At 70.3% G+C, this 25,069-nt stretch carries 27 protein-coding genes; 14 read left to right on the top strand and 13 right to left on the bottom strand.

Annotated features, from left to right (window positions below; translation table 11 throughout):
* Positions 1-161: 161 nt before the first annotated feature.
* Positions 162-719, top strand: a complete 558-nt coding sequence (locus AC1RGU_RS25975) for a phosphatidylglycerophosphatase A family protein (RefSeq protein ID WP_235926901.1) — start codon at positions 162-164, stop codon at positions 717-719.
* Positions 713-1,240 carry a CinA family protein gene (locus tag AC1RGU_RS25970; protein WP_492687381.1) on the top strand — a complete coding sequence of 176 codons (528 nt, stop codon included), beginning with the start codon at positions 713-715 and terminating at the stop codon, positions 1,238-1,240. The genes AC1RGU_RS25975 and AC1RGU_RS25970 overlap by 7 nt, the downstream gene beginning before the upstream one ends.
* A 15-nt stretch (positions 1,241-1,255) precedes the next feature.
* Here AC1RGU_RS25970 and AC1RGU_RS25965 read toward each other — a convergent pair whose 3' ends face one another.
* Positions 1,256-2,449: an Acg family FMN-binding oxidoreductase gene (locus AC1RGU_RS25965; RefSeq protein ID WP_492699051.1), complete on the bottom strand. Its 1,194-nt coding sequence runs from the start codon at positions 2,447-2,449 to the stop codon at positions 1,256-1,258.
* Between the two features lie 117 nt (positions 2,450-2,566).
* On the bottom strand, positions 2,567-3,331 hold the full coding sequence (locus AC1RGU_RS25960) for a helix-turn-helix transcriptional regulator (protein WP_492699049.1): 765 nt from the start codon (positions 3,329-3,331) through the stop codon (positions 2,567-2,569).
* A 193-nt stretch (positions 3,332-3,524) separates the two neighbouring features.
* On the opposite strand from AC1RGU_RS25960, the gene AC1RGU_RS25955 reads away from it, so the two are divergent.
* Together AC1RGU_RS25955 and AC1RGU_RS25950 are read left to right on the top strand one after the other, a co-directional pair.
* On the top strand, positions 3,525-4,022 hold the full coding sequence (locus AC1RGU_RS25955) for a nuclear transport factor 2 family protein (RefSeq protein WP_369631040.1): 498 nt from the start codon (positions 3,525-3,527) through the stop codon (positions 4,020-4,022).
* Positions 4,019-4,342 carry a GNAT family N-acetyltransferase gene (locus AC1RGU_RS25950; protein WP_095949686.1) on the top strand — a complete coding sequence of 108 codons (324 nt, stop codon included), beginning with the start codon at positions 4,019-4,021 and terminating at the stop codon, positions 4,340-4,342. Before AC1RGU_RS25955 ends, AC1RGU_RS25950 begins: the two co-directional genes overlap by 4 nt.
* On the opposite strand, the gene AC1RGU_RS25945 is transcribed toward AC1RGU_RS25950, so the two are convergent.
* Positions 4,332-5,519 (bottom strand): MFS transporter, encoded by a 1,188-nt coding sequence (locus AC1RGU_RS25945; protein ID WP_492699047.1) that lies wholly within the window; start codon positions 5,517-5,519, stop codon positions 4,332-4,334. The two genes, AC1RGU_RS25950 and AC1RGU_RS25945, sit on opposite strands and share 11 nt — an antisense overlap.
* A gap of 371 nt (positions 5,520-5,890) precedes the next feature.
* Complete coding sequence (locus tag AC1RGU_RS25940; RefSeq protein ID WP_062480299.1) at positions 5,891-6,685, bottom strand: UPF0149 family protein; 795 nt, start codon at positions 6,683-6,685, stop codon at positions 5,891-5,893.
* A gap of 69 nt (positions 6,686-6,754) precedes the next feature.
* Between AC1RGU_RS25940 and AC1RGU_RS25935 the strand changes: the two genes are divergently transcribed.
* Together AC1RGU_RS25935 and AC1RGU_RS25930 are read left to right on the top strand one after the other, a co-directional pair.
* Positions 6,755-8,455: an FMN-binding glutamate synthase family protein gene (locus tag AC1RGU_RS25935; protein ID WP_492699045.1), complete on the top strand. Its 1,701-nt coding sequence runs from the start codon at positions 6,755-6,757 to the stop codon at positions 8,453-8,455.
* The gene (locus AC1RGU_RS25930) at positions 8,452-9,357 is read left to right on the top strand and encodes a BUD32 family EKC/KEOPS complex subunit (RefSeq protein WP_492699042.1); all 906 of its coding nucleotides are present in this window, start codon (positions 8,452-8,454) and stop codon (positions 9,355-9,357) included. The genes AC1RGU_RS25935 and AC1RGU_RS25930 overlap by 4 nt, the downstream gene beginning before the upstream one ends.
* Positions 9,358-9,373: 16 nt before the next feature.
* Here AC1RGU_RS25930 and AC1RGU_RS25925 read toward each other — a convergent pair whose 3' ends face one another.
* A complete protein-coding gene (locus AC1RGU_RS25925) occupies positions 9,374-9,799 on the bottom strand; it encodes a PIN domain-containing protein (RefSeq protein WP_492699040.1) in 426 nt (141 codons plus the stop codon).
* Between the two features lie 59 nt (positions 9,800-9,858).
* Entirely contained in the window at positions 9,859-10,770 is a 912-nt protein-coding gene (locus tag AC1RGU_RS25920) for a LysR family transcriptional regulator (RefSeq protein ID WP_492699038.1), read from the bottom strand.
* Positions 10,771-10,891: 121 nt separating this feature from the next.
* Here AC1RGU_RS25920 and AC1RGU_RS25915 point away from each other — a divergent pair, with 121 nt between their 5' ends.
* Together AC1RGU_RS25915 and AC1RGU_RS25910 are read left to right on the top strand one after the other, a co-directional pair.
* Complete coding sequence (locus AC1RGU_RS25915) at positions 10,892-11,830, top strand: DMT family transporter (protein ID WP_492699036.1); 939 nt, start codon at positions 10,892-10,894, stop codon at positions 11,828-11,830.
* Between the two features lie 14 nt (positions 11,831-11,844).
* The gene (locus AC1RGU_RS25910) at positions 11,845-12,159 is read left to right on the top strand and encodes a DMT family transporter (RefSeq protein ID WP_062480310.1); all 315 of its coding nucleotides are present in this window, start codon (positions 11,845-11,847) and stop codon (positions 12,157-12,159) included.
* A gap of 1 nt (position 12,160) precedes the next feature.
* Here the strand turns inward: AC1RGU_RS25910 and AC1RGU_RS25905 are convergent, their stop codons facing one another.
* Positions 12,161-13,414: a THUMP domain-containing class I SAM-dependent RNA methyltransferase gene (locus AC1RGU_RS25905; RefSeq protein ID WP_159273637.1), complete on the bottom strand. Its 1,254-nt coding sequence runs from the start codon at positions 13,412-13,414 to the stop codon at positions 12,161-12,163.
* 81 nt (positions 13,415-13,495) lie between these two features.
* Here AC1RGU_RS25905 and AC1RGU_RS25900 point away from each other — a divergent pair, with 81 nt between their 5' ends.
* The 6 genes from AC1RGU_RS25900 (at position 13,496) to AC1RGU_RS25875 (ending at position 18,558) form a co-directional block, all read left to right on the top strand.
* Entirely contained in the window at positions 13,496-15,319 is a 1,824-nt protein-coding gene (locus tag AC1RGU_RS25900; protein ID WP_492699033.1) for a sensor histidine kinase, read from the top strand.
* An 82-nt stretch (positions 15,320-15,401) separates the two neighbouring features.
* On the top strand, positions 15,402-16,013 hold the full coding sequence (locus AC1RGU_RS25895; RefSeq protein ID WP_492699031.1) for a cytochrome b: 612 nt from the start codon (positions 15,402-15,404) through the stop codon (positions 16,011-16,013).
* Positions 16,010-16,594 carry a YceI family protein gene (locus AC1RGU_RS25890; protein WP_492699029.1) on the top strand — a complete coding sequence of 195 codons (585 nt, stop codon included), beginning with the start codon at positions 16,010-16,012 and terminating at the stop codon, positions 16,592-16,594. Before AC1RGU_RS25895 ends, AC1RGU_RS25890 begins: the two co-directional genes overlap by 4 nt.
* A 38-nt stretch (positions 16,595-16,632) precedes the next feature.
* Positions 16,633-17,265 (top strand): YceI family protein, encoded by a 633-nt coding sequence (locus AC1RGU_RS25885; RefSeq protein ID WP_492699084.1) that lies wholly within the window; start codon positions 16,633-16,635, stop codon positions 17,263-17,265.
* A 25-nt stretch (positions 17,266-17,290) separates the two neighbouring features.
* Positions 17,291-17,938 (top strand): LysE family translocator, encoded by a 648-nt coding sequence (locus AC1RGU_RS25880; RefSeq protein ID WP_492699027.1) that lies wholly within the window; start codon positions 17,291-17,293, stop codon positions 17,936-17,938.
* A 173-nt stretch (positions 17,939-18,111) separates the two neighbouring features.
* Positions 18,112-18,558 carry a hypothetical protein gene (locus AC1RGU_RS25875; RefSeq protein ID WP_062480322.1) on the top strand — a complete coding sequence of 149 codons (447 nt, stop codon included), beginning with the start codon at positions 18,112-18,114 and terminating at the stop codon, positions 18,556-18,558.
* Between the two features lie 67 nt (positions 18,559-18,625).
* Here the strand turns inward: AC1RGU_RS25875 and AC1RGU_RS25870 are convergent, their stop codons facing one another.
* The 6 genes from AC1RGU_RS25870 to AC1RGU_RS25845 form a co-directional block, all read right to left on the bottom strand.
* On the bottom strand, positions 18,626-20,242 hold the full coding sequence (locus tag AC1RGU_RS25870; RefSeq protein ID WP_492699025.1) for a phospholipase D family protein: 1,617 nt from the start codon (positions 20,240-20,242) through the stop codon (positions 18,626-18,628).
* 10 nt (positions 20,243-20,252) lie between these two features.
* Complete coding sequence (rpoN, locus tag AC1RGU_RS25865; RefSeq protein ID WP_354347981.1) at positions 20,253-21,842, bottom strand: RNA polymerase factor sigma-54; 1,590 nt, start codon at positions 21,840-21,842, stop codon at positions 20,253-20,255.
* A 17-nt stretch (positions 21,843-21,859) separates the two neighbouring features.
* Positions 21,860-22,654, bottom strand: coding sequence for an LPS export ABC transporter ATP-binding protein (gene lptB, locus AC1RGU_RS25860; protein ID WP_070063734.1), 795 nt, complete (start codon positions 22,652-22,654; stop codon positions 21,860-21,862).
* Positions 22,651-23,370: a lipopolysaccharide transport periplasmic protein LptA gene (lptA, locus tag AC1RGU_RS25855; RefSeq protein WP_492699023.1), complete on the bottom strand. Its 720-nt coding sequence runs from the start codon at positions 23,368-23,370 to the stop codon at positions 22,651-22,653. The genes lptB and lptA overlap by 4 nt, the downstream gene beginning before the upstream one ends.
* Before the next feature lie 122 nt (positions 23,371-23,492).
* A complete protein-coding gene (locus AC1RGU_RS25850; protein ID WP_095743352.1) occupies positions 23,493-24,137 on the bottom strand; it encodes a thiol:disulfide interchange protein DsbA/DsbL in 645 nt (214 codons plus the stop codon).
* Positions 24,138-24,289: 152 nt separating this feature from the next.
* A complete protein-coding gene (locus tag AC1RGU_RS25845; RefSeq protein ID WP_095743351.1) occupies positions 24,290-25,057 on the bottom strand; it encodes an SPOR domain-containing protein in 768 nt (255 codons plus the stop codon).
* Between the last annotated feature and the right edge of the window lie 12 nt (positions 25,058-25,069).

Here is a 25,069-nt window from a genome sequence, read left to right as displayed (position 1 = left end):
AGAACGAAGGGGAACGCCAAGGGAGCCTGGATACTAGGCGGCGCCCCTCAATTAAACAAGCTATTGCTTTGATAAATAGAAACTTCGGCGCGCAGCCGTCGCACAGGATGCGCGACACTTCGAAACCGATGCACGCCGTTTCTTCTTCTCCTTCTTCCTCGATGGATTCCTCTTCCGCCACCACCGGCGCCCTGCCCCGTCCCCCGATGCGTCGCCCCACCCTGCGTTTCCTGCTCTCGCACCCCGCGCACTTCATCGCGCTGGGCTTCGGCTCGGGGCTGTCGCCCTTCGCGCCGGGCACCGTGGGCACGCTGTGGGCCTGGGCCGCGTTCGTGGTGATGCAGCTGTGGTTCACGCCCGCGACCATCGGCTGGATCATTCTGGCCGGCCTGCCGATCGGCTGGTGGGCCTGCACGGTCGCTGCGCGCAACATGAACGTGTCCGACCCCGGCGCCATCGTGTGGGACGAGGTGGTCGCCTTCTGGCTCGTGCTCTGGCTGGTGACGCCGGCCGGCCTGTGGGCGCAGGTCGTGGCCTTTGCGCTGTTCCGTTATTTCGACGCCGCCAAGCCTGGCCCCGTGGGCTGGGCCGACGCCGCCTTCAAGCCGCACGACCCCGCGCGGGTGCAGTGGTGGCGCGCCGGCTTCGGCATTCTTCTGGACGACCTGGTGGCGGCCTTCTGCACGCTGCTGGTCATTGCGCTGTGGCGCGCATGGTGAACCCGATGCAACCTTCCGCTTCCCCCGCCTTGGCTGAACAGGACGTCCCCGCGCTCGTCGCGACGCTGGCCGAACGACTGCAGGCCCGGGGCTGGATGATGGCCACCGCCGAAAGCTGCACCGGTGGCCTGATCGCCGGCGCCTGCACCGACCTGGCGGGCTCCAGCGTGTGGTTCGAGCGCGGTTTCGTCACCTACTCGAACGCCGCCAAGACCGAGATGCTGGGCGTGGACGCCGCGCTGATCGAAGCCCACGGCGCCGTGAGCGAGCCCGTGGCGCGCGCGATGGCCGAGGGCGCCATTGCCCGCGGCGCACCGGCGCGCGCGGCCGTGGCCGTGACCGGCGTGGCCGGACCCGCAGGCGGCTCGCCCGACAAGCCGGTGGGCACCGTGTGGTTCGGCTGGTCGGTCGACGGGCAGGTGCGCACCGAGCGCCGCCGCTTCGATGGCGACCGCGCCACGGTGCGCGCGGCCACGGTGCACTACGCGCTGCAGACGCTGATCCAGCTGCTGCCACGCTGACGCCGCGCGGGCTGTTCAGGCCTGCATGAAATCGCCGACCGGCCGGCGCGGCGCGGGCGGCACCGGCGCTATCGGAAAGCCCAGGCGGCACATCATCTGCACGGTCGGGCTGCGCGCATGGCGCGACGGCGCGGCGCCGATCAGCATGTCGTGCACCGCGGCGTGGTGCGGCGCCATCTCCGGAAATTCCTCGAGCGGCTGGCTCATGGGCTGCATGCCCAGGCCCAGGTCGGTGGCGCGCAGCTGCTGGCGCACGTAGGCGCGGCCCGCGGCGATCTGCTCGCTGCGGCTGTTGCCGCCGGTGCTGATCCAGACGAAGCCCATCGCCGTGTGGGCCTGGTCCTCGAACATCCGCAGCGTCTGCCGGAAGGAGAGGCTGTCTTCGGCGGCCGGCACCTCGCGGTCGAAGCGCCCCAGCGCGACCGCCATGCGCAGCGCCGGGTCGTTGAGCGAGAAGCCGTCGCGGTGCGCCAGGATTTCCTGCGGCCCGATGCGCAGCAGGCGCAGGTTCTCTCGCGCAGTGTGGGGCGTGACCAGCTCCACGCGCGCCGCCGTCGCGCACAGCTTGCGCAGCGGCAGCACGCGGGCCATGTCGACCGTGCCGGCCGATTGCACGCCCCCACCCGCCCCCGAGGCCACGGCCGCGGTGAGTCCCTGCAGCATGTCGGCCGACACCCTGCGCCCGGTGTCGAAGCGCTGCTTGGGCGTGCGCCGCCGCAGCACCTGCGCGAACAGCGGATCGGGCGTGCCGCCGCGCGACAGCGTGAGACGCGCCACCGGCAGGTCGGGCCACTGCTGCGGCGCATCGCCCACCAGTTCGCCCTGCGGCCACAGCTGCACGCGCGCCTGCACGCCCTGCTGGGCCAGCGCCATCACCAGCAGCTCGATGAACGCGCCGTGGCCGATCATGAGCTGGCGGCCGAAGGGGTCGGTGGCGGGCTGCACGCGGGCGCGGTCGGCGTGCAGCACGATGGCGTCGGGCTCGCGCAGGTCGACCCGCCACGGCTGGCCGTTGTAGGCCGTGGGCGCGGTGACGGCATAGGCGACGGCGCGCTTGCGCACATCGGGCTCGTCGCCCGGGCCGTTCCAGATCTCGAAGGCGGCAGCCGGCACGTCGGCGTGGAGCCACCAGGTGGCCAGGGCCGTGGCGCCCGCCGCCACCGCGAGGCCACCGCCCAGCAGGCGCACGAAATTTCTGCGTTCTCTCATGGGCTCGATCGGTTGAAGCATCGGGCGCGTGACACACGGCCTGCCCGTGGCCGATTGCAGCACCGCGCCGCGCGGCGCCACGCGGCCCCCTGTCGTTTCCGACAGGGGTGGGCCGGCTCAGGGCATGAGCAGGCCCAGCGCCAGGGCCCGCGCGCAGGTGGCGGTGCGGCCCTGCGTGTCGAGCTTGCGGGCGGCGCCCACGAGGTGGAAATACACGGTGCGCTCGCTGATGTGCAGGATCTCGGAGATCTCCCAGGTCGACTTGCCGACCGCCACCCAGTGCAGCACCTCGCGCTGGCGCGCACTCAGCACCGGCACCTTCGCGTCGCCCTGCAGCCGGCGCACGGTCGAATGCAGGCAGGAGGCGAAGTAGTTCATCGGCGCCAGGGTCGCACGCAGTTCGCGCAGGTCGGCGGTGGCGTCAGTGGTGAGGGTCATGAAGGCCCAGTCGATGCCGGGCGTCCACAGCGGCACGGTCAGCCCCGCCTTCAGCCCGTGCTCGCCGGCGCTGCGCAGCAGGCCGCGGGCGCGCTGCCCGATGTCGGCGCGCGTGTGGCTCACCTGCCCGAGCCAGCTCCACGCAGTGGCCGGCATGCCGGCGCGCACATGCTGCACGCGGGCGTCGGCCTGCTCGCCGGCGCTGCTGCGCAGCGACTCGTAGCGGCTACGGGCCCAATCGACGGGCAGCTCGTGGAAGAACACCAGCGCGTCCTGCGCGGGGGCGTCGGCACGGGGCGCGGGTACCGGGCGCTTGAGCACGTAGGCGCCGTGGTTGAAGCCCATCGCCCGCATCGCGCGGCGGTTGACCTGCGCGACCTCCTCGAGCGTGCGGGCGGCCATGACGGCCTCGACGAACTGCCAGTCGTTGATCACCTCGGCCATGGATGCGTCCCCTCGGGTTGTGTGCGGCGGGCGCTGCGCTGTGGTTCTGGTTTTTCTGCGCCACCGCCAGGGCGCCGGCCCTGCAAGGACCGGCATCGGGGCGCATGTTAATGCGGGACACCCGGAATCACCCATGCGCTTCCTTGCGCGCCGCATCCCGGCGATGATCTGGGACCACCCATCCCGAGGCCCCATGACCGCTGCCACCCACGCCCCGACCATCGAGCGCTTCTACAGCGCGTTCTCGCAACTCGACGCCGCCACCATGGCCGCCTGCTACGCGCCCGACGCGGTGTTCGACGACGAGGCCTTTTCGCTGCGCGGCCGGCGCGAGATCGGCGGCATGTGGCGCATGCTCTGCGACGCCACCAAGGCCAAGGGTGCCGACGTGTGGCGCCTGAGCTGGCGCGACGTGCAGGCCGACGCCCGCACGGGCAGCGCGCACTGGGACGCGCACTACCGCTTCAGCGCCACCGGCCGCCTGGTCGACAACAGCATCGACGCGCGCTTCACCTTCACGCCCGACGGCCTGATCGCCACACACCGCGACAGCTTCCCGTTCTGGACCTGGTCGCGGCAGGCGCTGGGCACGCCAGGCCTGCTGCTGGGCTGGACGCCGATGCTGCGCAACAAGGTGCGCGCCACCGCCGCCGCCAACCTTGCCACTTTTCTTGCACGCCAACCCTCATGACCACTTCTTCTTCGACCGCCCTCACCTTCACCAACAACGAAGCGCAGCACCGCTACGAAGCCTCGCTCGACGGCAAGCTCGCGGCCTATGCCGAGTACAACCTGCTGACCGACGCGATCATGTTCACGCACACCGAGGTGCTTCCCGAGCATGAAGGCAAGGGCGTGGGCTCGGGCATTGCGAGGCACGTGCTCGACGAGGCGCGCGCCGCCGGGCGGCATGTGATTCCGGTGTGCCAGTTCATCGCGGGCTACATCCGCAAGCACCGCGAGTACGCCGACCTCGTGCGGCCGGACATTCAACGCGCCTTCAAGATCTGACGGCGTTCGCCTTCGGCGCGGGCAGCCACGCGAAGGCCGCAATGCCGATCACCAGCAGCGCCGCAATGACCGCCAGCACGGCGGTCAGCGGATCGCCGCCGTGCGCCGCGGCCACCGAGGCCGCCACGCCCGTGCCCCACTGCATGAACGCGACGCCCAGGAACATCGCCATGGTGAAGACGGCCATCGCGCGGCCCGTGAGCGCGGCCGGGTAGGCCACGCGCACGTCGGCGTACTGCCAGACGATGAAGCCCGAGAGCACGCCGATGAGCACCATGCCCGCGATGTCCAGCCACGCGGAATGCACCACGGCGATGAGCGCGAACAGGCCGGCGTAGAAGAGGCCGCAGGCCACGATCCAGCGGCGGCGCGCGGCGCCGTCGCGGTCGAAGCGGCCGAACAGCGGCGAGCCGAACAGCGCGATCACCGACACCACGAGCGCGACGTTGCCGCTTTGCACCAGCGAGTAGCCGTGGCGTTCCATCATCAGCGGCCCCAGCCACAGACCGCGCAGCGAGATGAAGGCCGCGTACGTCACCGCGCCCAACACCATGATGCCCAGCGTGTGCGGCATGGCGAACAGCGCGCCGAACTGGCGCACGGCTTCGGGAATCGACTCTTTCTGCTGCGGCACAGCCGATGCGGGTTCGTGCACCCAGCGCCAGATCGCGAGCCAGGCCAAGGCAGACGCCAGCGCGAGCACGAGGAAGCCTGCACGCCACGAGTAGGCCTGCACCAGCCACGCGAGCGGCGTGCCGGTGGCCAGCATGCCCAGGCCGCCGATGGCCAGCACCAGGCCCGACACGGTGGCGAAACGCGCCGCCGGAAAGTGCCGCGCGATGAACACGGTGCACACGAGAAAGGCCGGCGCGCAGCCGACGCCGATCAGCGCCTGCCCGGCCACCAGCACGAGGTAGTTCGGCGACACGGCCGACAGCAGCGCGCCCGCGATCGCGACCGGGAAGGCCACGAGCACGGTGCGGCGCACGCCGTGCAGGTCGATGCCGATGCCCATGAAGAGCTGCATCGCGCCGAACGCGAAGTGGAAGGCGCCCGAGAAGATGCCGAGGGCCTGGGCGGAGAGATGAAAGTCCGACTGCAGCGGGCTCGCCATGATGGCGCCGACGGTGCGGAAGGCCTGGCTGAGCGCAACCCCTGCGCAGAGGGCGAGGACCATGACCCAGGCGGCTCGGGGTGTCAGGGGCTGTGCTGCAGGCGTGGGGCTCATGGGGCGTCAGTGTTCTTGTTGTGATTCAGGGCGCGTGCACAGGCCACCGGGTACTTCCCTCCGCGAATGTCCCCCGGGGCTGCGCCCCTCCTCCTTGATTTCGCTGCGGGAAGCACCCAGTGTCCTGCGCACACCGAGCGCGGTCGTGGTGCGGGCCGATCAACGACCACTGCACGTCACGCTCACGCCGATGGGGTGCCTTGCGCAGCGAAATCAAGGAGGAGGCCGAAGGCCGGGGGACATTCGCGGAGCAAGGTACCCCGTCGGCGGGAGCGCGCCCTGAACGGCAAGCCGTCCGGGACGCCTGGGACTCAACCCAGTCACTCACCGTGGCACTTCTTGTACTTCTTGCCGCTGCCGCAAGGGCAGGGATCGTTGCGACCGGGCGTGGCTTCCTTGCGGATCGTCTCGACCTTCGGCCCCAGGCTCTTCCAGAGCTGGCGCAGGTCGTACACCGCCCAGATCGCGGCGCCGAAGTCGTCCAGGCGCTGCTGGCTCACGCTGGGCGGGCCGTTCTCGTCGTACATCGACAGCGTGGGCTTGGCGGTGTCGTCCTCGGTCAGCGCAACGATGTTGTCGAGCGCGTCGTCGAGCATCTGCGCGGCTTCCTTGTCGCGCGGCGCGGCCCAGTCCTCGGGCCAGTTCTCGACCGCGTACATGAAGCCGAGCGCCCAGACCTGCGCGAACGAGGGAATCTCTTCGGCGGCCATCTCGGCACGCTCTTCCTCGGGCAGCGAGGCGATGGCGCCGCGGGTGTCGAGCACCTCGGGCTGCCAGCTGCGCTCGTCCTCGAGCGATTCGACGGGCGCGTCGAGGCCTTCCTCGATCTCGCGCCAGCGGCGCTTCCAGTTCCAGACGAACTCCATGTGCTGGGCCGGCACGAAGTGGTCGCCCAGCAGCACGGGCCAGTATTCGGTGGGGTCGATGGGGCGGCGCGTGCAGATCAGCGCGGCCATGAAGCCTTCGCAGAACTCCCACTGGGGAATTTCCTCGTCGTGCTCGCGCATGGCGTCGAGCGCGCTGTCGAGGGCGTCGAAATCGTCGGGCCCCAGGGCTTGCGAGGAGGCGGCCAGGGCGGTGTCAGGGGTATCGGGGGTGTCGGGTGTGGTCGTCATGGCAGCAGTCATGGCAGGTTGGGGGCAGCCCTCTATGATGCAGCAGGCTCCAGCCGACATCTGATGACTATGCCCACGATTATTCCGTTTCCCGCACGCTACAGCGCGTTCGTCCTGTGTGTGCTGGGTCTGGTCGCCTGCCTGGCGCTGGTTCTGGCCTCGCCGCACCTGTGGCTCGCGTGGATCGGCGTGGCCGCTTTCGCGGTGCTCACCGGCACCGGCGTGCACGACCTGCGCCAGGCGCGCCACGCCATTTTGCGCAACTACCCGGTCATCGGGCACCTGCGCTTTCTGCTGGAATTCATCCGCCCCGAGATCCGCCAGTACTTCATCGAGAGCGACGCCGAGGCCGCGCCGTTCTCGCGCGCCCAGCGCTCGCTGGTGTACCAGCGCGCCAAGGGCGAGCCCGACAACCGGCCCTTCGGCACGCAGCTGAACGTGTCGGCCGCGGGCTACGAGTGGATCAACCACTCGATGCAGCCCACGAAGCTGGACGGGCACGATTTCCGCATCGTGATCGGCGGCACGCCGCAGCCGGCCGATGCGAACCTGGCGCAGGTCTGCACCCAACCGTACAGCGCCAGCGTGTTCAACATCTCGGCGATGAGCTTCGGCGCGCTGTCGGCCAACGCCATCCTCGCGCTCAACCAGGGCGCCAAGATGGGCGGCTTTGCGCACGACACCGGCGAAGGCTCGATCTCTCAGCACCACCGCGTGCACGGCGGCGACCTGATCTGGGAAATCGGCTCGGGCTACTTCGGCTGCCGCAACGACGACGGCACCTTCAACGCCGAGCGCTTCACCGCCAACGCGCGCGACCCGCAGGTGAAGATGATCGAGATCAAGCTCAGCCAGGGCGCCAAGCCGGGCCACGGCGGCGTGCTGCCGGCGGCCAAGGTCACGCCCGAGATCGCGGCGGCGCGCGGCGTGCCGGTGGGCGTGGACTGCGTCTCGCCCTCGTCGCACAGCGCGTTCTCCACGCCGACCGAGATGATGCATTTCGTCGCGAAGCTGCGCGAGCTGTCGGGCGGCAAGCCGACCGGCTTCAAGTTCTGCCTGGGCCACCCGTGGGAATGGTTCGGCATCGTCAAGGCGATGCAGGCCACCGGCATCACGCCCGACTTCATCGTGGTCGACGGCGCCGAGGGCGGCACGGGCGCGGCGCCGGTCGAGTTCAGCGACCACGTCGGCGCGCCGCTGCAGGAAGGCCTGCTGCTGGTGCACAACACGCTGATCGGCGTCAACCTGCGCCACCGCATCAAGATCGGCTGCGCCGCCAAGGTGATCACCGCCTTCGACGTGGCGCGCATGATGGCGCTGGGCGCCGACTGGTGCAACGCGGCGCGCGGTTTCATGATGGCGCTGGGCTGCATCCAGGCGCAGAGCTGCCACACCGGCCACTGCCCCACCGGCGTGACCACGCAGGACCCGGTGCGCCAGCAGGCGCTGGTGGTGCCGACCAAGGCCGACCGCGTGCGCAACTTCCACCGCAGCACGCTGCATGCACTGCAGGAGCTGGTGCAGGCCGCGGGCCTCGACCATCCGCAGCAGATCACCGCGCACCACATCGTGCGCCGCATCTCCGACACCGAGGTGCGCCTCTTGAGCAACCTGGTGATGCAGGTGCAGCCCGGCGCGCTGCTCGGGCCGCTGGACAACCAGCACACCGTTTTCCGCACCTACTGGCCGCTGGCCAGTGCACAGAGTTTCCAGCCCGTGACGCAGGGCCCGCACGGGCTGCTGGCGCCGGGCTTCGCCATGGCCGCATGAATCCACTGAGACGAGGAGGCGCCGCGACGCGCCTGTACAGCCAACGGGGCGCCGCATCGGCGCCCGCGCCGCTCGACGACGCCCCGGGTTCGGCGCCCGGCGACTACGCCGAGTTCCTGCGCGTCACCCTGCCCAGGCAGGCCAAGAACGTGGCCAGCCACCGCTTCGGCAGCGAACGCGTCTGGCTCAAGAAGGCCGGCCCGCGCCACGGCAAGTGGGGCTACCGCGTGATGGCGCTGGCCGCGCGGCTGGCCGGCCTCGACGTGATCAAGCCCGTGCCCAACCCGGGCGGCGAGGCCGCCATCGCCACCGAGGCCCGGCGCCTGAAGCAACTGGCCGCCGCGGGTCTGCGCGTGCCGATCGTGCTGGCGCAGCAGGCCGACGGGCTGCTGATTTCCGACCTTGGCGAAAGCGGCCGTGCCACCGTGGTGCTGCAGGAGCGCATCGACCAGGCCGCCGCCGCCGGCCCCGCCGCCCTGCTCGCCGTGTGGCGCGAGGGCCTGGCCGCCATCGCCGCCGTGCACCTGTGCGGCCAGCACCTGAGCCAGGCCTTCGACCGCAACCTCGTGCAGTGCCCCGACGGCGTGATCGGCTACATCGATTTCGAGGACGACCCCTCCGACGTCATGACCCTGGCCGAATGCCAGGCCCGCGACTGGCTGAGCTACCTGCACTCCACGGCCATGATGCTCGAGGCCGCCGCGCCGCAGGCCGCGGGGCAGCACTGGCACGCGGCGCTGGCGGAGGTGGACGAGGAAGTGCGCGAGCGCATCGCGAACGCGGCGCGGCGCATGAAGTGGGCGCAGAAACTGCCGGCCAGCCGGCGCTGGGGGCGGGACACGCAGCGCGTGCGGGCCGTCGCGCGCCTGCTGGGGCAGTGGTACGAGCTGAACAAGGCCTGATACGGACCGGCGTGACCTACGCCAGCGCCGACCGCACCGCCACCCCGCGCAGCGCCAGCCGCTTCTTCATCGACAGCACCGCCTTGTCCTTGCTGAACAGCTGCGCCCCGTGCGCCACGGACAGGTCGATGAACACCTGGTCGTCCGGATCGCTGCACACGCAGGGCGCGCGCGCCGGCACCTCGGTCACCAGCTGCACGCGCGCATCGAAATCCGCAAGCACGGCAGGGATCGTCAGTTCGCGCTGCGCCATGCGCCGGGCGATCAGCGGGTAGCCCAGCACGCGTTCCAGTTCGCTGCGCATCGCGGGCGTGGCCAGCCAGCGCAGCGCGCCGCGCGCGAGGTCGTCGACCAGCGGCGCCCAGGCGGGGTCTTCGAAGACCAGCAGGTCGAGGGCGATGTTGGTGTCGATGACGACGAGGTCGGAGGCAGGCAAGGTCATGGGGGGCGTGAAAACGGTCGAGCGCCGATGTTGCACCATGCGGGCGCCACGGCCGCTCGCTAGCGCGCCGCCGGCCGCCCCGTAGGCATCGCCAGCACCTTCGCGTCCGCGACGAGCCGCGCGTAGGCAAAGTCGGTGAAGGCCTTGATCCGCGCCACCTCCTTCAGGTCGGGATGCGTCAACACCCAGACCTGCGTGTCGAGCGCCTCCCTCGGCACCTCGACCTGCACCAGCTCGTCTTCCGCGTCGGCCAGCATGCACAGGAGCATGCCCAGGCCCAGGCCGCGCTTCACGAGCTGCGTCATGCCGACGAGGCTGTCGACGCGCGCCGCAATCCGCGCTGGCGGCACCTGTTCGCGCAGCCACTTGGCCTGCAGGAGGTGCGACAGGCCCTCGTCGGGCGCAACCCAGTCGTGCGCAGCCAGCGGTGTCGCCGTCGGGTGCTTCGCGAGGTAGGCCTTCGACGCATACACCGCCGTCTGCAGGCGCCCCGCCCGGCGCCCGACCAGGTGGTCCGGCGGGGCGTTGGTCGGGCGGATCGCCACGTCGGCCTCGCGCTTGGTCAGGCTCAGGAAGAGGTTGTTCATCACCACCTGCAGCTCGATGCCCGGGTGCAGCGCCCGGAAGTCCGCCAGGATCGGCCCGAGCAGCCCGGCCATGAAGGTGTCGGTGCTGGTGATGCGGATGACGCCGGTCAGCCGCAGGTCGAGCCCCATGAGGTGGCGCTGCGCGGCATCGATCTGCTCGCCCACGCCCTGCAGGCGCTCGCGCAGCGCCTCGCCGGCCAGCGTCATCGCATAGCCGGCGGGCAGGCGGTCGAACAGGCGCACCGCCATGCGCGCCTCGAGCGCGCCCAGGCGCCGCAGCACGGTGGAGTGGTTCACGCCCAGCTGGCGCGCGGCGCCGGAGAGCGAGCCGGCCTGGCCGACGGCCAGGAACACGCGAAAGTCGTCCCAGTCTGTGTCCTGCATTTATGCATACCCCGGATGCGATTTTTTCGAATGGCTTTGCAAACGCGCCGATCCTACAGTCGTCCGCAGGGGGCCGCGATTCGCCCGCCCCGCATCCACACCACACGGAGGTCGAACCACCATGGACGCGTTTTTCATTCCCGCCTCGCTCGTCGCCGGGGGCCTGCTCGCGGTGCAGGCCGGCGCCAACGCCCAGCTCTCCAAGGCCACGGGCAGCCCTTTCACCGCCACGACCTTGCAGCTGTCGGTCGGCACGCTGGCCCTGCTGGCGGTGGCGCTCGCCACCGGCACGCTGACGGCGCTGGCCGGCCTGCCGGGCGTGCCGTGGTGGCACGTGATCGGCGGCACGGCGAGCGCCTTCTACGTGGTCTCGACCATCCTGCTGTTTCCGCGCCTGGGTGCGGTGGTGGCGGTCGGCCTGTTCATCGCGGGGCAGATGCTGGCCTCGTTCGCGCTCGACACCTTCGGCCTGCTCGGCGTGGCCCCGAAGGCGCTGACGCCGGCCATGGCCGGCGGCACGCTGGCGGTGCTGCTCGGGGCCGGGGCCATCGTCGCCGGGCAGGCCGGCAGCCTGCGCCAGGCGCTGGCGGGCAAGGCCGGCTGGATCGTGCTCGCGCTGCTGGCCGGCGCGGTGCTGCCGGTGCAGGGCGTGGTCAACGGGCTGCTGCGGCAGGACCTGGGCGCGCCCTTCGCGGTGGGGGCGGTGAGCTTCTTCGTGGCGACGCTGGCAATGGCCCTGGCGCTGCTGCTCGTCACGCTGTTCCGGCGTGCGCCCGCCCCTGCGGCGGTCGCACCGCAGGGCTCGGCGCTGCGCGGCATGCCGTGGTGGGGCTGGCTCGGCGGTTTTGCGGGCGCGGCCTATGTGACGACGGTGTTCACGGCGATCCCGGCCATCGGCGCCGCGGCCGCGGTCGGGCTGACGGTGGCGGGGCAGCAGGTGGCGTCGGTGTTCGTCGACCGCTACGGCTGGTTCCGGCTGCCGCAGCGCCCGGTGTCGGGCCTGCGCATGGCGGGCGTGGCCGTGCTGCTGCTCGGCGTGGCCATCATCAAGCTGCTGTGAAAGGATCAAGCACCATGGCCTGGTTCCTTCTGCTTGCCGCCGGACTGGTGGAGATCGTGATGGCCCTCGCGCTGAAGGCCGCGGCGGGCTGGGAGCGCCCCGGCGCCGGCGCGCTGGGCCTGGGCGCCGCGCTGGCGAGCATCGTGCTGCTCACCGCCGCGATGAAGACGCTGCCGGTCGGGACGGCCTACGCGATCTGGACCGGCATCGGCGCCATCGGCGTCACGCTGATCGGCATCTTCTTTTTCCAGGAAAGCGCGGCGCCGCTGCGGCTGGTGTGCATCGCGCTGATCTTCCTGGGGATCGCGGGTCTGAAGCTGCAGAGCTGATTCAGGTGCCGGCGTCTTGCGGCGCGGCCCGGTTCGAGCCCCGCACCATGTCGAAACGGAACAGCCGGCATTCGATGGGGCCGTTCCACATCGGCACGCGGCGCGACTCCTTCAGGCGCATCTGCTTGGGCAGCTTCAGGTCGGGCGTGAGCACCCAGGCGGTCCAGCCCGCGTAGTTCTTCTTCCAGTGGGTGGCGAGCTGCGGAAAGAAGTCGCCGCCATCGCCGCCTTCACCGTCGCCCGGGGTCTGGGCCGCCTCGCGGGCGCCGAAGCGCGCCACGCCGCCGACCTCGATGCGCTCGCCGTACGGCGGGTTGAGCATGATCACGCCGCCCTCGGCCGGCGGCATGCGCTGCAAGGCATCGCCGCCGCGGAACTCGATGGCGCCCGCCACGCCCGCGCGTTCGGCGTTGCGCTCGGCAAAGTCGACCATGCGGTGCGACACGTCGGAGCCGAAGACGGCGATGGCGCTCGCATGCTGCGCGTTGGCGGCTTCATTCTTGATGGCGGCCCAGACATGGGCCTGGAACGGCAGCAGCTTCTCGAAGCCGAAGCGCCGCAGCGAGCCCGCCGCGATGCCGCTGGCGATCTGCGCGGCCTCGATGGCGATGGTGCCGCTGCCGCAGCAGGGGTCGTACAGCGGGGCCTTGGCGACCTCGCCGGTCTCGGGGTTCCACCAGCCGCTGGCGGCCAGCATGGCGGCGGCCAGGGTTTCCTTCAGCGGGGCGTCGCCCTTGTCCTGGCGCCAGCCGCGCTTGAACAGCGGCTCGCCCGAGGTGTCGATGTACAGCGTGCAGCTGTCGGTGGTCAGGTGCGCAAAGATGCGGCAGTCGGGCCACTGGGTCTCGATGCTTGGGCGCACGCCGTTGGCCTTGGCGCGGAAGCGGTCGGCCACGGCGTCCTTGATGCGCAGGGTGGCGAAGTTCAGGCTCTGCAGCGGGCTGTGCTGGGCCGTGGTCTCGATCTTGAAGGTCTGCTTGGGCGTGAACCAGATCTCCCAGGCCACGCCGTTGGCGATGGCGTACAGGTCGTTCTCGTTGCGGTACGGCCCATGGGCCAACTCGACCAGCACGCGCTGCGCGAGCCGGCTGTGCAGGTTGAGCTTGAGGCCGTCGCGCCAGTCGGCGCGCACGCGCACGCCGCCGCGCAGGGTGAGCAGGTCCTGCCCGGCACGGCCGGTCAGGGCATGCACCTCCTGGGCAAGGAATTCCTCGACGCCGGCGGCGCAAGGCAGGAAAAATGAGAGATCGTTCACGGAAAGTCGGCCATCGGGAAGCCCGCTAAGGGCCCCCATTGTCGCCGGGGCTGGGGCCTTCTCTATATAGTCGATTTGCCCATGACGCCCACCCCCGCCTCCGCGGCCCCCCCGGCAGACGCCCGCGACGGCGACCACCGCTTCGCGATCCAGTGCGAAGTGCTGCGGTTGTCGATCCGCCCGCTCGGGCCGGTGCTGCTGGTGCAGTACCTGCTCAACTGCGGCGTGGCGGCGCTGTTCGCCTGGCAGTTCTCGCCGGTGCGCGCGCTGGTGTGGCTGGCGCTGGTCACCGGCGTCACGGTGATGCGCGGCTTCTTTCCTCAGCGCCTGCCCGAGCCCTTCACCCCCGCCACCCTGCGCGCCGCGCAGCGCCAGCACACGCTGCGCACGGCCATCTGGGAGCTGGCGCACGGCCTGGCGGGCGTGCTGCTGTTCAACCCCGAGCGGCCCGACCTGCAACTGCTGCTGGGCCTGATCCTCATGGGCATGACGCTCTCGTCGGCGTTCTCGGTGTCGTTCTACACGCCGGCCACGCAGCTGGCGATCACGCTGCTGCTGGCGCCGGTGATCGTCACGGGCCTGTGGCTCGGGGCGCCGGTGATGATGGCGGTCGCGGTGATCGGCATCGGCCTGACCGCGATGATGTGGAAGCTGGTGGCCGACCATTCGCGCCAGCTCGAGGAGAACATCGGCCTGCGCCTGAACGAGCGCACGCTGCGCGAGCAGGCGCTGGCCGGCCTGCGCGCCTCCGAGCAGGCCCAGGCCGAGCGGCTGCGCTTCTTCTCGGCGGCCAACCACGACCTGCGCCAGCCGGTGATGGCCATCGGGCTGCAGGCCGAGGTGCTGCGCCAGCAGCTGCAGCACGGCACCGACAGCGCGGCCGTGCAGCACACGGTGGCCTCGCTCTCGCGCGCGCAGCAGGCGCTCGAGGGCCTGACCAACCAGCTGCTCGAGATCGGCCGCATCGAGGCCGCGGTCGATCCGCTGCGCCCGGCGGCGGTGGCACTGGCGCCGCTGCTGAACGAGCTGGCGCGCCAGGCCGGCGAAGGCCGCGTCGCGGTGCGCTGCCCGGCCGAGGCGGTGGCCTGGACCGACGCGGTGGCGCTGCGCCGCGTGCTCTCCAACCTGCTGGACAACGCCCTCAAGTTCACGCCGCGCGGGCGCGTGCTGCTGGCCGTGCGGGCGCGCCGCCGGCCCGGCACCGACACCGGGCGCGCGTGGCGCGTCGAGGTGCGCGACAGCGGCATCGGCATCGCGGCCGAGTCGCAGACGCGCGTGTTCGACGACTTCGAGCAGGTCGGCAACGTGGAGCGCAACCTGCAGCACGGCCACGGCCTGGGGCTGGCGATCGTGCGGCGGCTGGCGGGGCAGCTGGGCATCGAGGTCGCGCTGCGCTCGGCGCCGGGCAAGGGCTCGGTCTTCAGCTTCGAGCTGCCGGCGGCCCGCCCCGGTGCGGCGGCGGTGCCGGCGCCTGCGCCCTCCGTGGCGCTGGACGAGCCCGACGCCGACGCCGTGCTGCGCCCCGGCCTCGCCGTGCTGGTGGTCGAGGACAACATCGTGGTGGCCGACAGCCTCTCGGCGCTGCTGCGGCACTGGCACGTGGCGCCGCGCATCTACGCCAGCGCCGCCGAGGCGCTCGCGCTGGCCGACCTGGACGCGCTCGACGCGGCGCTGTGCGACATCCGCCTGCCCGGCGCGTTCAACGGCATCGCGCTGGCCGAGCGGCTGGCGCAGCGCAAGCCCGCGCTGACGATCGCGCTGATCTCGGCCGACATCACCGAAGCCACGCAGCAGCTGGCCGCCACGCGCGGCTGGCACGCGCTGCGCAAGCCGGTGCAGCCGGACGCGCTGCGGCGCGTGCTGCTGCGGGCCCAGCAGCAGCAGCAACCGCCGTCGTCGACGTAGCGCTCGGCGCGGGCCGGCCCCGCTGCGGTGTCATCGCTTCCGAGCTATGCTCCGCGCACAGGCCGCCGCCGCCCCTGCCCCGATGCCCGTCGAACCACTTCCCGCCCCTGCCGTTGGCGCCGCCGCCCTGCGCGAGCCCCGCTACGGGCGGGTCGCGATGGCCCTGCACTGGCTGCTCGCGGCGATGATCGTCGGCTCGCTCGGCGTCGGGCTCTACATGACGGGCCTGCCCTTCTCGCCGCAGCGCCTGAAGCTCTACAGCTGGCACAAGTGGGCCGGCATCACCATCCTCCTGCTGTCGGCGCTGCGGCTGCTGTGGCGCCTCACGCACCGCCCGCCGCCGCTGTCGGCGCGTGTGCGGGCAGCCATGCCGGCCTGGCAGCGGGCGGCCCACCGCATCAGCCATGCGCTGATGTACCTGCTGTTCTTCGCGGTCCCGCTGTTCGGCTGGGCCTACAGCTCGGGCATGGGCGTGCCGGTCGTGTGGTTCGGCCTGCTGCCGCTGCCCGACCTGGTGACGGTCGACAAGGACTTCGCCGAAGCCGTGCTCAAGCCGCTGCACCAGCGCAGCGCCTTCCTGCTGGCCGGCGTCACGCTGCTGCACGTGGCGGCGGCGCTCAAGCACCACTGGATCGACCACGACGGTCTGTTGCAACGCATGTGGCCCGCGCCACACAAGGAATCCGCCGGATGACGACCCGTCTTTTGTGGGGCACCGCCGCCCTCTTGGGCCTCGCGCTGCACGCCGCGTCCGAGCCCATGCCGGCCACCACCGCGAGACTGGTGCCCGAGAAGAGCCAGATCGCCTTCGTCAGCAAGCAGATGGGCGTGCCGGTGGAAGGCAGCTTCAAGCGCTTCGACGCGCAGGTCGCCTTCGACCCGAAGAAGCCCGAGGGCGGTTCGGTCGTGCTGCAGATCGACACCGCCAGCGCCGGTTTCGGCGTGCCCATGAGCGATGCCGAACTGCCCAAGCCGACCTGGTTCGACACCGCGCATTTCCCGCAGGCCAGCTTCCGCTCGAGCGCCATCAAGGCGCTGGGCGAGGGCCGCTTCGAGATGGCCGGCAAGCTCACCATCAAGGGCGTCAGCAAGTACGTGACAGTGCCCGTGAGCATCGTGTCGTCGGGCGGCGCGTATTCGGTCGCCACGGGCACCCTCACGATCCAGCGGCTCGACTACAAGGTGGGCGACGGCGAATGGACCGACACCTCGGTGGTCGGCAACGAGGTGCAGGTGCGCTTCAAGCTGACGCTCGCGGGCCTCGGGCCGCTGTGACGACGATTTCATTTCCCATGCATCCTTCTTCCCTTGCCATGAACAAGCTCTTCTTCGCCGCGGTCCTGTGCGCGGGCGCGGCCCTGCCCCTGGCCGCAACGGCCCAGGAATACACCGCGCCGCCGCTGGCCGCCAAGCCCGCGGGCGGGCCGGTCAAAAATGCGAGCTACGTGATCGACCCGACCCACACCTTCGTCATGTACGAGATGGGCCACTACGGCACCACCACCAACCGCGGCCGCTTCAGCACCAAGGACGGCTCGGTGAAGATCGACGGCACCGGCGCCAGCGGCAAGGTCGACATCACGATGGACATCAGCTCCATCAACACCGGCGTCGACCTGCTCAACCGCCACGTGCAGAGCAAGGACTTCTTCAACGTGGCCGAATTCCCCACCGGCCGCTTCGTGGCCGAGCGCATCGACTTCAGCGGCGACAAGGTGACCGACGTGCCCGGCACGCTCACGCTCATGGGCCAGACCAAGCCGGTGACGCTGAAGGCCGTGCGCTTCAACTGCTACCTGAACCCGCTCATCAACCGCCAGGTCTGCGGCGGCGACTTCGAGGCCACCGTGCAGCGCAGCGACTGGGGCATCACCTGGGGCCTGAACTTCGGCTTCGAGAACAAGGTGAAGCTGCTGGTGCAGGTCGAAGCCGTGAACGTGCAATGAACCCATCCCCCACCGGAGCCCACTCATGACCGACGCCCACCTCCTGTCCCTGCTCGGCATTGCCGGCGTCATGGCCGTGGGCGCGATGAGCCCCGGCCCGAGCTTCGTGATGGTGGCGCGCACGGCCGTGGCCTCGCGCAGCGACGGGCTCGCGGCGGCGCTGGGCATGGGCGCCGGCGGGCTGGCGTTCTCCATCGCGGCGCTGGCCGGGCTGCAGGCAGCGTTCCTCGCGGTGCCGGCGCTGTACCTCGCGATCAAGGCCTTCGGCGGCGCCTACCTGATCTACCTGGGCTTTCGCATCTGGCGCGGCGCGCGGCAGCCGCTCGCGATCACGCCCGACACGGACGCCTCGCCCCGCAGCCAGGGCCGCAGCGGACGCACCTTCCTGCTCGGCCTGGCCACGCAGATCAGCAACCCGAAGACGGCGGTGGTGTATGCGAGCATCTTCGCGGCCTTCCTGCCGCGCGAGGTGCCGCTGGTGCTGGCGCTCACGGTGCCGGCCGTGATCTTCTGCATCGAGACGGGCTGGTACGCGATCGTCGCGCTGGCGCTGTCCTCGGCCGCGCCGCGCGCGGCCTACCTGCGCTACAAGACCTGGATCGACCGTGCCGCCGGCGGCGTGATGGGCCTGCTGGGCCTGCGGCTGGTGTGGTCGGCCGTGCGCGGCACCTGATCGATCAGGTTCGACCGGCGATGCCGGCTCCGGGCAATGCGCCCGGGGGAAGCCGCGTCTTTCTTCACGCGGTCTGGATTTCTTGAGGGGATGTGCGCGGCAGCCGGGTTGTTTTCAATCGGCAACGGCTATGGTCCCGCTTCCAGGTCCAGCTTCGTCATCAAGCCCATCGCATGCCATTCGTCCACCAACTCCTGATCGCCGCCGCTCTCACGGTTGTTGCAACACAGTCCTCTTCCGCGACGCTACAGGACGAAGATCTGAACAGGGCCCTGCAGGGCGTGTGGTGCAACTCCGATGACGGTGGAAAAACGTGCCATGGGTATGACGAATACGTCGACGGCACAAGCTCCTTTTGTGGGGCTTTTCCTGAAAGCAAGGAGCCCTACACCGCGGCAATGCGCTACAAGATTCAGGGCAATCGCATCTGCGCCGTGATCACGGCGAGCAGCAACCCGATCATTGGGCCCGGCTTTTCATTCTGCGATGAGATTCTTGAGATCGACGAACACTCCGTGCGCTCTTACATGGCCTGGTTCGATACGGTCGAGACGAGATTTCGTGTCCCGAAGTCTCAAATGACCTGCGCGACTCCCGAAAAGCCACCGCTCCCGCGTTGAGGCTCGCCGCCGGCGACCATCTGCGGCAGCGCCATGCTTGCAAAGCCTTTCGCGAAGCATCGCTGCGCTACAGCAAGCTCTCGGGCGTGAGCGGCGACAGCAGTTCGAGCATGGTGCGGTCCCAGAAGCCCGAGTCGGGCTCTTCGTGCAGCACGGTGGTCTTGCCGCCTTCCTCGCTGACCCATTCGATGCGCCGCGAGCCGACTGCGCCCGCATCGGCGCCTTCGGCAAAACGCAGCCGGTAGGCGCCCTGCTGCTTGAGCACGTCGAGCAGCTTCAGGGTCTGCTGCGCCATCTCGGGGCTGCGGATGAACAGGCCGATCTCGGTGTTGTGAATCTCGGAGCGCGGATCGAAATTCATCGAGCCGACGAACAGGATGCGCTGGTCGATCACCGCCGACTTGGCGTGCAGCCGGCCCACCGACGTGCCGAACAGGCCGAGGCGCACGCTGCGCCGCGTGCGCGCGGAACTCAGCTCGTGCAGCTCGGCGCCCAGCGCCAGCATGTCGGCGCGGTAGCGGCGGTAGGCGGTGTGCACGAGCGGTTCGTCGGTGGCGGCGAGCGAGTTGGTGACCACGCTGATCTTCACGTTGCGCCCGCGGATCTCGCGCATCACCTCCAGCCCCGACGCGCCCGGGATCAGGTAGGGCGAGACCAGCGTCACCTCGCTGCGCGCGCGGCGCATCTGCTCGACCACGTTGTAGCGCACGCTGTCCACGTCGAGCAGCGGCACGCCGCCGTACGACGCGGTCTTGCCGATCACGCGGTCGGGGGAATCGGCGTAGGCCTCGGCGGTGGTCCAGATCAGGCCGAGCTTGCCGGCGTCGAGGTCGTCGGCCACCGGGCTGTAGCCGAGCAGGTCGTTGGGCGCGGGCCTGGGCGGCGGCGGCGTGGTGTCGGGGCCGGTGGCGGCGTCGAAGCGGCGCTGCAGTTCTTCGCGCGGCAGGTCGGTGTGCACGACCGCGCCGATCGGGCGCACGTGCGGGCTGTTCCAGTACTGGTCGAACAGCACGCCCAGGCGCGGGATCAGCGCGCCCGTGACGAAGGTGTCGAGGTCGATGAAGTTCGGGCCGGTGGTGCGGCGGAAGTACTGGTTGCCGATGTTGCGCCCGCCCGCCACCGCCATCGCGCCGTCGGCGATGAAGAGCTTGTTGTGCATGCGGCGGTTGACGCGGCTGAAGTCGAACAGCGACGCGGTGAAGCGCTTGAGCAGGCTGCCGCGCCCGGCCGGGAACGGGTTGAACAGGCGCAGCTCCACGTTCGGCGTGGCGGCCAGGCCGAGCAGCAGCTCGTCTTCGCCGGAGGTGTAGAGGTCGTCCATCAACAAGCGCACCCGCACGCCGCGCTGGGCCGCATCGCGCAGGGTGCGCAGCAGGTAGCGGCCGGTCTCGTCGTTCTCGATCTGGTAGTACTGCACGTCGAGCGTGCGCTGCGCGCGGCGCGCCAGCTGCAGCCGCGTGTCGAAGGCGAAGTCGCCGCCGGGCATGAGGCGAAAGCCGCTGAGGTCGGGGTCGGGCTGCGAGGCCAGCGCGATCTTGCCGAGCGCGGTGTCGGCCGAGACGGCGATGGCCTTGGTGGGCGGGCGCGGTGCCTCGTCGGGCAAGGTGGCGCAGCCGGCGAACAGTGATGCCGCCACGAGGGCGAAGACCCAATGCCCCCAGCGTGACAGCAGGCGACGGGTCATCGTGGGCTTTCTACAGGGCCTTGCGCAGGTTGGCGGGCGCGATGCGCAGCGCCTCGCGGTACTTGGCGACGGTGCGGCGCGCGCACTCGATGCCCTGCTCTTTCAGCATCTCGGAGATCTGGCTGTCGGACAGCGGCTTCTTGATGCTCTCGGAACTCACGAACTGCTTGATCAGCGCGCGCACCGCGGTGCTCGACGCGTTGCCGCCGGTCTCGGTGCCCAGCGCCGAGCCGAAGAAGTACTTGAGCTCGACGGTGCCGAACGGCGTGGCCATGTACTTGGCGGTGGTCACGCGCGAGATGGTCGACTCGTGCAGGCCCAACTCGTCGGCGATCTCGCGCAGCACCAGCGGGCGCATGGCCAGCTCGCCGTGCACGAAGTAGCTCTTCTGGCGCTCGACGATGGCGTTGCTCACGCGCAGGATGGTGTCGAAGCGCTGCTGGATGTTCTTGATGAACCAGCGCGCCTCCTGCAGCCGCTGCGACAGCGCCTGGCTGCCCTCGCCCTTGTGCGACTTGAGCGCGCCGGCGTAGATGTCGTGCACGCGCAGGCGCGGCATGACTTCGGGGTTGAGCATGACGCGGAACTTCACGTTCGTGCCGCGCCCGGTCTTGGTGACGATCACGTCGGGGATGACGATGTTGCGCTCGACGTCGACGAAGCGGCGGCCCGGCTTGGGTTCGAGGCGCGCAATGACCTGCAGCGCCGAGCGCACCAGGTCTTCGTTGGTGCGCGTGAGCGTGGCCAGGCGCTTGAAGTCGCGCCGCGCGAGCAGCTCCATGGGCTGTTTGCAGATCGCGATGGCGGTCTTGCGGATGAGCGCTTCGGCCTCGGTCTCGTCTTCGCTGGCGAGCGCCTTCAGCTGGATGCTCAGGCATTCGCCGAGATCGCGCGCGCCGACGCCCACCGGCTCCAGGCTCTGCAGCAGGCCCAGCGCCACCTGGAAGTGGTGCACAAGGTCGTCGAACTGGTCGTTGTCGTCGCCCGCCAGGCCCGAGGCCAGCGCGGGCAGCGAGTCTTCGAGGTAGCCGTCGTCGTTGAGCGATTCGATCAGGAAGCGCAGCGCGGCGCAGTCGTTCTCATTGAGCCGCAGGCTCAGCGCCTGGCGGTGCAGGAAGGACTGCAGCGACTCCTGGCTGCGCGCGAGTTCGGTGGCGTCGGCACGCTCGTCGTCGCCCAGGTTGTTCTGGCGCGCGGGTGCGTCGCTGCCCCACTCGCTGTCGTCGGGCGCCATGTCGACGGTGCCGTCGCCTTCCCAGTCGGGCTCGCGCTCGGCGATCTCGGCGGCGGGGCCGTCGGTGTCGGGGGTCGAGGTGGTGGTGTCGCTGGAGGTGGAGGACGTGCTGGCGGCGGACGGCGTGAACTCGGCCTCACCCTCGCCCGCGTCGTCGCGCGGCACCGGCGCGTCGGCCGTGTCCAGCCCGAACTCCTCGCGCGCCGCTTCTTCCGCGGTGCGTTCGAGGAACGGGTTCTCGTCCAGCATCTGCTCGACCTCCTGGCTCAGTTCGAGCGTGGAGAGCTGGAGCAGGCGAATGGACTGCTGCAGCTGTGGCGTCAGCGCCAGATGCTGCGAGACGCGAAGGGACAGCCCTTGCTTCATGGAGACCCGACCCTCCCTTACATGCGGAAGTGCTCGCCCAGGTACACCCTGCGTACCTCGGCGTTGTCGACGATCTCCGAGGGTGTGCCTTGTGCCAGCACGTGCCCGTCGCTGATGATGAACGCGTGATCGCAGATGCCCAGCGTTTCACGCACGTTGTGGTCAGTGATGAGCACGCCGATGCCGCGCTCTTTCAGGAAACTGATGATCCGCTGGATCTCGATCACGGCGATCGGGTCGATGCCGGCGAAGGGCTCATCCAGCAGGATGAAGCGCGGCTGGGTGGCCAGCGCGCGTGCAATTTCAACGCGGCGGCGCTCGCCGCCCGACAGCGCGAGCGCGGGCGAGTCGCGCAGGTGGTCCACGCGCAGGTCGGCCAGCAGATCGGCCAGGCGCTCTTCGGTGTGCTGCTTGGTCAGCGGCATCATGCGGCCGTTGGCGTCGGGCTCGCGCTGCAGCTCGAGCACGGCGCGCACGTTTTCCTCGACCGTGAGCTTGCGGAAGATCGAGGCTTCCTGCGGCAGGTAGCTCAGGCCCATGCGCGCGCGGCGGTGAATGGGCATGTGGGCGATGGGCTCGCCGTCGATGGTGATCTCGCCGGCGTCGGCGCGCACCAGCCCGACGATCATGTAGAACGAGGTGGTCTTGCCCGCGCCGTTGGGGCCGAGCAGTCCGACGACCTCGCCCTTTTGCACGTCGAGCGAGACGTCTTTGACGACCGTGCGGCTGCCGTAGCTCTTCTTGAGGCCGCGCGCCACGAGGCGGCTGCCCGGAATGCCGTCGGCGGTCTGGGTTCCTGCGGTTTCGATCACTTGCGCCCTTCCCCTTCGGTGCCGCCCAGCGTGGTGCTCGGGCGCAGCCCGGCGCCGGGCGCGGGGGTGGGTGCCGGGGCCACAGGCTTCTTGCCGCCGGCTGCCGGTGCGGAACCGCCCGCCGCCGGGGCCGCGGCGGCCTTCGGCGTGAGGATGGCCTTCACGCGACCGCCACCGCCCGCCGAGACGCCGGCGTTCGGCGGCACGAGGGAGCCGTTGACGGTGTAGGTGTCGTTGCTCTGGTCGTAGACGATCAGCGCGCCGCTGCTCTCGTCGTTGGCCGTGGCGCCGATCAGCCGGCGCATGACGGCACGGCGGATGAACTTGACGTTGTCGGCGCGGCTGTCGTACTCGATGACTTCCGACTCGCCCTCGATCCACTCGTCGCCGGCGTTGCGCTTCTGCTTGTAATAGGCCAGCTTGCCGGGCGCCGCCGTGACCACGCCGTACTGGTAGCCCTCGGCGTCCTGGCGCACGTCCAGCCGCGCGCCGCGGATGATGATCGTGCCCTTCGTGACCAGCACGTTGCCGGTGAACACGCTGGTCTGTTTCAGGTCGTCGTAGCGCATCGAGTCGGACTCGATGTTCATCGGCTTGGTGCGGTCGGCGGTCTCGGCCAGGGCGCTCGAGGCGGCACCGGCCAGCAACAGCGCACCGAAAGCCAGGCGGCCGAGGCGACGAAGGGTGGGGAATGTGGGGATGGAGGGCAATGTCATAAAGGCACGAAACTTGCTCTGAAACATTGTATGCGTGGGATGGCAATTGCCCACCGCCGCCAATGAAAAAGCCCGCCAAAGCGGGCCTTGCATTCGACCAAGAAAGCAGGTCGTCGGGTCGGTCAGCCCTTCTTGGCTTCGCCGATGAGGAAGGTCGCGACCTGCAGCACCTTGGACATGCTGCCGGCGGTTTCGCCGTCGACATACCAGCGGCCCGCCACGGCCAGGGCCGGCACGCCGGCGACCTTGTAGGCCTCGGTCTGCTGCGCCGCGCGGCGGGCCTTGCTGGCCACGCCGAAGGACGCAAAGGTTTCCTTGAACTTGGCGCCGTCGAGGCCGGCACGCTCGGCCCAGGCCTGGATGTTGGCGTCGCCGTTCAGGTTCTGGCGCTGCGCGTGGATCGCGGCGAACACCTTCGGGTGGTACTCGTCGAGCTTGCCCATCGCTTCGAGCGTGAAGTACAGGCGCTGCTTGGCCTCGACGTCGTTGCCCACGAAGGGCACCGGAATGCGGCGGAAGGCCACTTCCTTCGGGGCTGCCTTGACCCAGGCTTCGAGCGAGGGCTCGAAGTCGTTGCAATGCGGGCAGTTGTACGAGAAGAACTCGACCACCTCGACCTTGCCGGCGGGTGCATCGACGGGCACGCGCTTGTCGAGCACGAGGAAATCGGTGCCGGCCTTGGGGGCGCGCTGGGCATGTGCCGGAACGGCAGCCAGCGAAAGCAGCCCGATCGAAGTGGCGGCCAGCGAAAAGTCACGACGTTTCATGGAAAAGGTTCTCCTGTGGGTACCGCAGTACAGAGCCGGCGCGCCGCCGGGAGTTCCCCGTGGACGGCGCGACCGAGGCGCTGGAATTGACAAACGAGTGCGGCAGATGCCGCGCGGGCGAGAGCTTAAAGGCTGTTCAAGAAAGGCGTCGGTCAGCGCTGCACGCGCACCAGCGCCGATTCGAGACCGCCGCCGTCGAGCCGTTCCTTGAGCCGGTCGGCGTCGTCCTTCTTGTTGAACGGGCCCGCGCGCACGCGGTAGACCGTGCGACCGGCCTGCTCGCGCTCGGTGACCTTGGCCTCGACGCCCATGAGCGACAGCTTGGCGCGCTGCGCCTCGGCGTCGTCGGTGGTGCGGAAGGCGCCGGCCTGCACGAAGTACATGAAGGGATCGGCACCCGAGGACGACGGTGCGGCGGCGGCCGTGTGGCTCGGCGCGGCGGACGCGGTGGTCGTGCTGCCGCCCGCACGGGCGCGGGCGAGGTCGCCCAGCGGATCGTTCGACGGCGGCAGGGCGTTGGCTTCGGCCGGCACCGGTGCGGGGCGCGCCGGCTTGGGCGCCACCACCACGGGGGCCGGGGCGGTGACCGGCGCGGTGGCGACAGGCGGCGTGCCGGGCGCCACGGTGGCGGGCGCGCCGGTGATCGGGTTCACCGGGCCGGTGGCCGTGGCGGCCGGCGGCGTGGCGGCGGGCTTGGGCGCGCCGGCCTTGCCGGCCAGCGGCGCGTTCGGGTCCCAGTCGCGGTTCTTGCGGGCTTCGGCTTCGTCCTGCTCGGCACCGCCGCGTTGCGTCTTGTTGACGAACGGGATCGGCACCTTGGTGACGTAGACCGCGATGCCCAGGGCGACGCCCAGACCGAGCACCAGGCCGATGATCAGCCCGATGACGATGTTGCCGCGTTGTCTGCTTGTCTTCTTCATGTTCAGAGGGTG

The organism is Variovorax sp. GW823-FHT02B07 (assembly GCF_058797695.1).
The sequence above is the reverse complement of the archived record's forward strand: the minus strand, read 5'-3'. Positions and strand labels throughout refer to the sequence as shown.

Excerpts from the sequence above, each read along its gene's own strand:
- AC1RGU_RS25975 (WP_235926901.1), top strand. The coding sequence starts at position 162 with ATGGATTCCTCTTCCGCCACCACCGGCGCCCTGCCCCGTCCCCCGATG.
- AC1RGU_RS25970 (WP_492687381.1), top strand. The coding sequence starts at position 713 with ATGGTGAACCCGATGCAACCTTCCGCTTCCCCCGCCTTGGCTGAACAG.
- AC1RGU_RS25965 (WP_492699051.1), bottom strand. The coding sequence starts at position 2,449 with ATGAGAGAACGCAGAAATTTCGTGCGCCTGCTGGGCGGTGGCCTCGCG.
- AC1RGU_RS25960 (WP_492699049.1), bottom strand. The coding sequence starts at position 3,331 with ATGGCCGAGGTGATCAACGACTGGCAGTTCGTCGAGGCCGTCATGGCC.
- AC1RGU_RS25955 (WP_369631040.1), top strand. The coding sequence starts at position 3,525 with ATGACCGCTGCCACCCACGCCCCGACCATCGAGCGCTTCTACAGCGCG.
- AC1RGU_RS25950 (WP_095949686.1), top strand. The coding sequence starts at position 4,019 with ATGACCACTTCTTCTTCGACCGCCCTCACCTTCACCAACAACGAAGCG.
- AC1RGU_RS25945 (WP_492699047.1), bottom strand. The coding sequence starts at position 5,519 with ATGGTCCTCGCCCTCTGCGCAGGGGTTGCGCTCAGCCAGGCCTTCCGC.
- AC1RGU_RS25940 (WP_062480299.1), bottom strand. The coding sequence starts at position 6,685 with ATGACGACCACACCCGACACCCCCGATACCCCTGACACCGCCCTGGCC.
- AC1RGU_RS25935 (WP_492699045.1), top strand. The coding sequence starts at position 6,755 with ATGCCCACGATTATTCCGTTTCCCGCACGCTACAGCGCGTTCGTCCTG.
- AC1RGU_RS25930 (WP_492699042.1), top strand. The coding sequence starts at position 8,452 with ATGAATCCACTGAGACGAGGAGGCGCCGCGACGCGCCTGTACAGCCAA.
- AC1RGU_RS25925 (WP_492699040.1), bottom strand. The coding sequence starts at position 9,799 with ATGACCTTGCCTGCCTCCGACCTCGTCGTCATCGACACCAACATCGCC.
- AC1RGU_RS25920 (WP_492699038.1), bottom strand. The coding sequence starts at position 10,770 with ATGCAGGACACAGACTGGGACGACTTTCGCGTGTTCCTGGCCGTCGGC.
- AC1RGU_RS25915 (WP_492699036.1), top strand. The coding sequence starts at position 10,892 with ATGGACGCGTTTTTCATTCCCGCCTCGCTCGTCGCCGGGGGCCTGCTC.
- AC1RGU_RS25910 (WP_062480310.1), top strand. The coding sequence starts at position 11,845 with ATGGCCTGGTTCCTTCTGCTTGCCGCCGGACTGGTGGAGATCGTGATG.
- AC1RGU_RS25900 (WP_492699033.1), top strand. The coding sequence starts at position 13,496 with ATGACGCCCACCCCCGCCTCCGCGGCCCCCCCGGCAGACGCCCGCGAC.
- AC1RGU_RS25895 (WP_492699031.1), top strand. The coding sequence starts at position 15,402 with ATGCCCGTCGAACCACTTCCCGCCCCTGCCGTTGGCGCCGCCGCCCTG.
- AC1RGU_RS25890 (WP_492699029.1), top strand. The coding sequence starts at position 16,010 with ATGACGACCCGTCTTTTGTGGGGCACCGCCGCCCTCTTGGGCCTCGCG.
- AC1RGU_RS25885 (WP_492699084.1), top strand. The coding sequence starts at position 16,633 with ATGAACAAGCTCTTCTTCGCCGCGGTCCTGTGCGCGGGCGCGGCCCTG.
- AC1RGU_RS25880 (WP_492699027.1), top strand. The coding sequence starts at position 17,291 with ATGACCGACGCCCACCTCCTGTCCCTGCTCGGCATTGCCGGCGTCATG.
- AC1RGU_RS25875 (WP_062480322.1), top strand. The coding sequence starts at position 18,112 with ATGCCATTCGTCCACCAACTCCTGATCGCCGCCGCTCTCACGGTTGTT.
- AC1RGU_RS25870 (WP_492699025.1), bottom strand. The coding sequence starts at position 20,242 with ATGACCCGTCGCCTGCTGTCACGCTGGGGGCATTGGGTCTTCGCCCTC.
- rpoN (WP_354347981.1), bottom strand. The coding sequence starts at position 21,842 with ATGAAGCAAGGGCTGTCCCTTCGCGTCTCGCAGCATCTGGCGCTGACG.
- lptA (WP_492699023.1), bottom strand. The coding sequence starts at position 23,370 with ATGACATTGCCCTCCATCCCCACATTCCCCACCCTTCGTCGCCTCGGC.
- AC1RGU_RS25850 (WP_095743352.1), bottom strand. The coding sequence starts at position 24,137 with ATGAAACGTCGTGACTTTTCGCTGGCCGCCACTTCGATCGGGCTGCTT.
- AC1RGU_RS25845 (WP_095743351.1), bottom strand. The coding sequence starts at position 25,057 with ATGAAGAAGACAAGCAGACAACGCGGCAACATCGTCATCGGGCTGATC.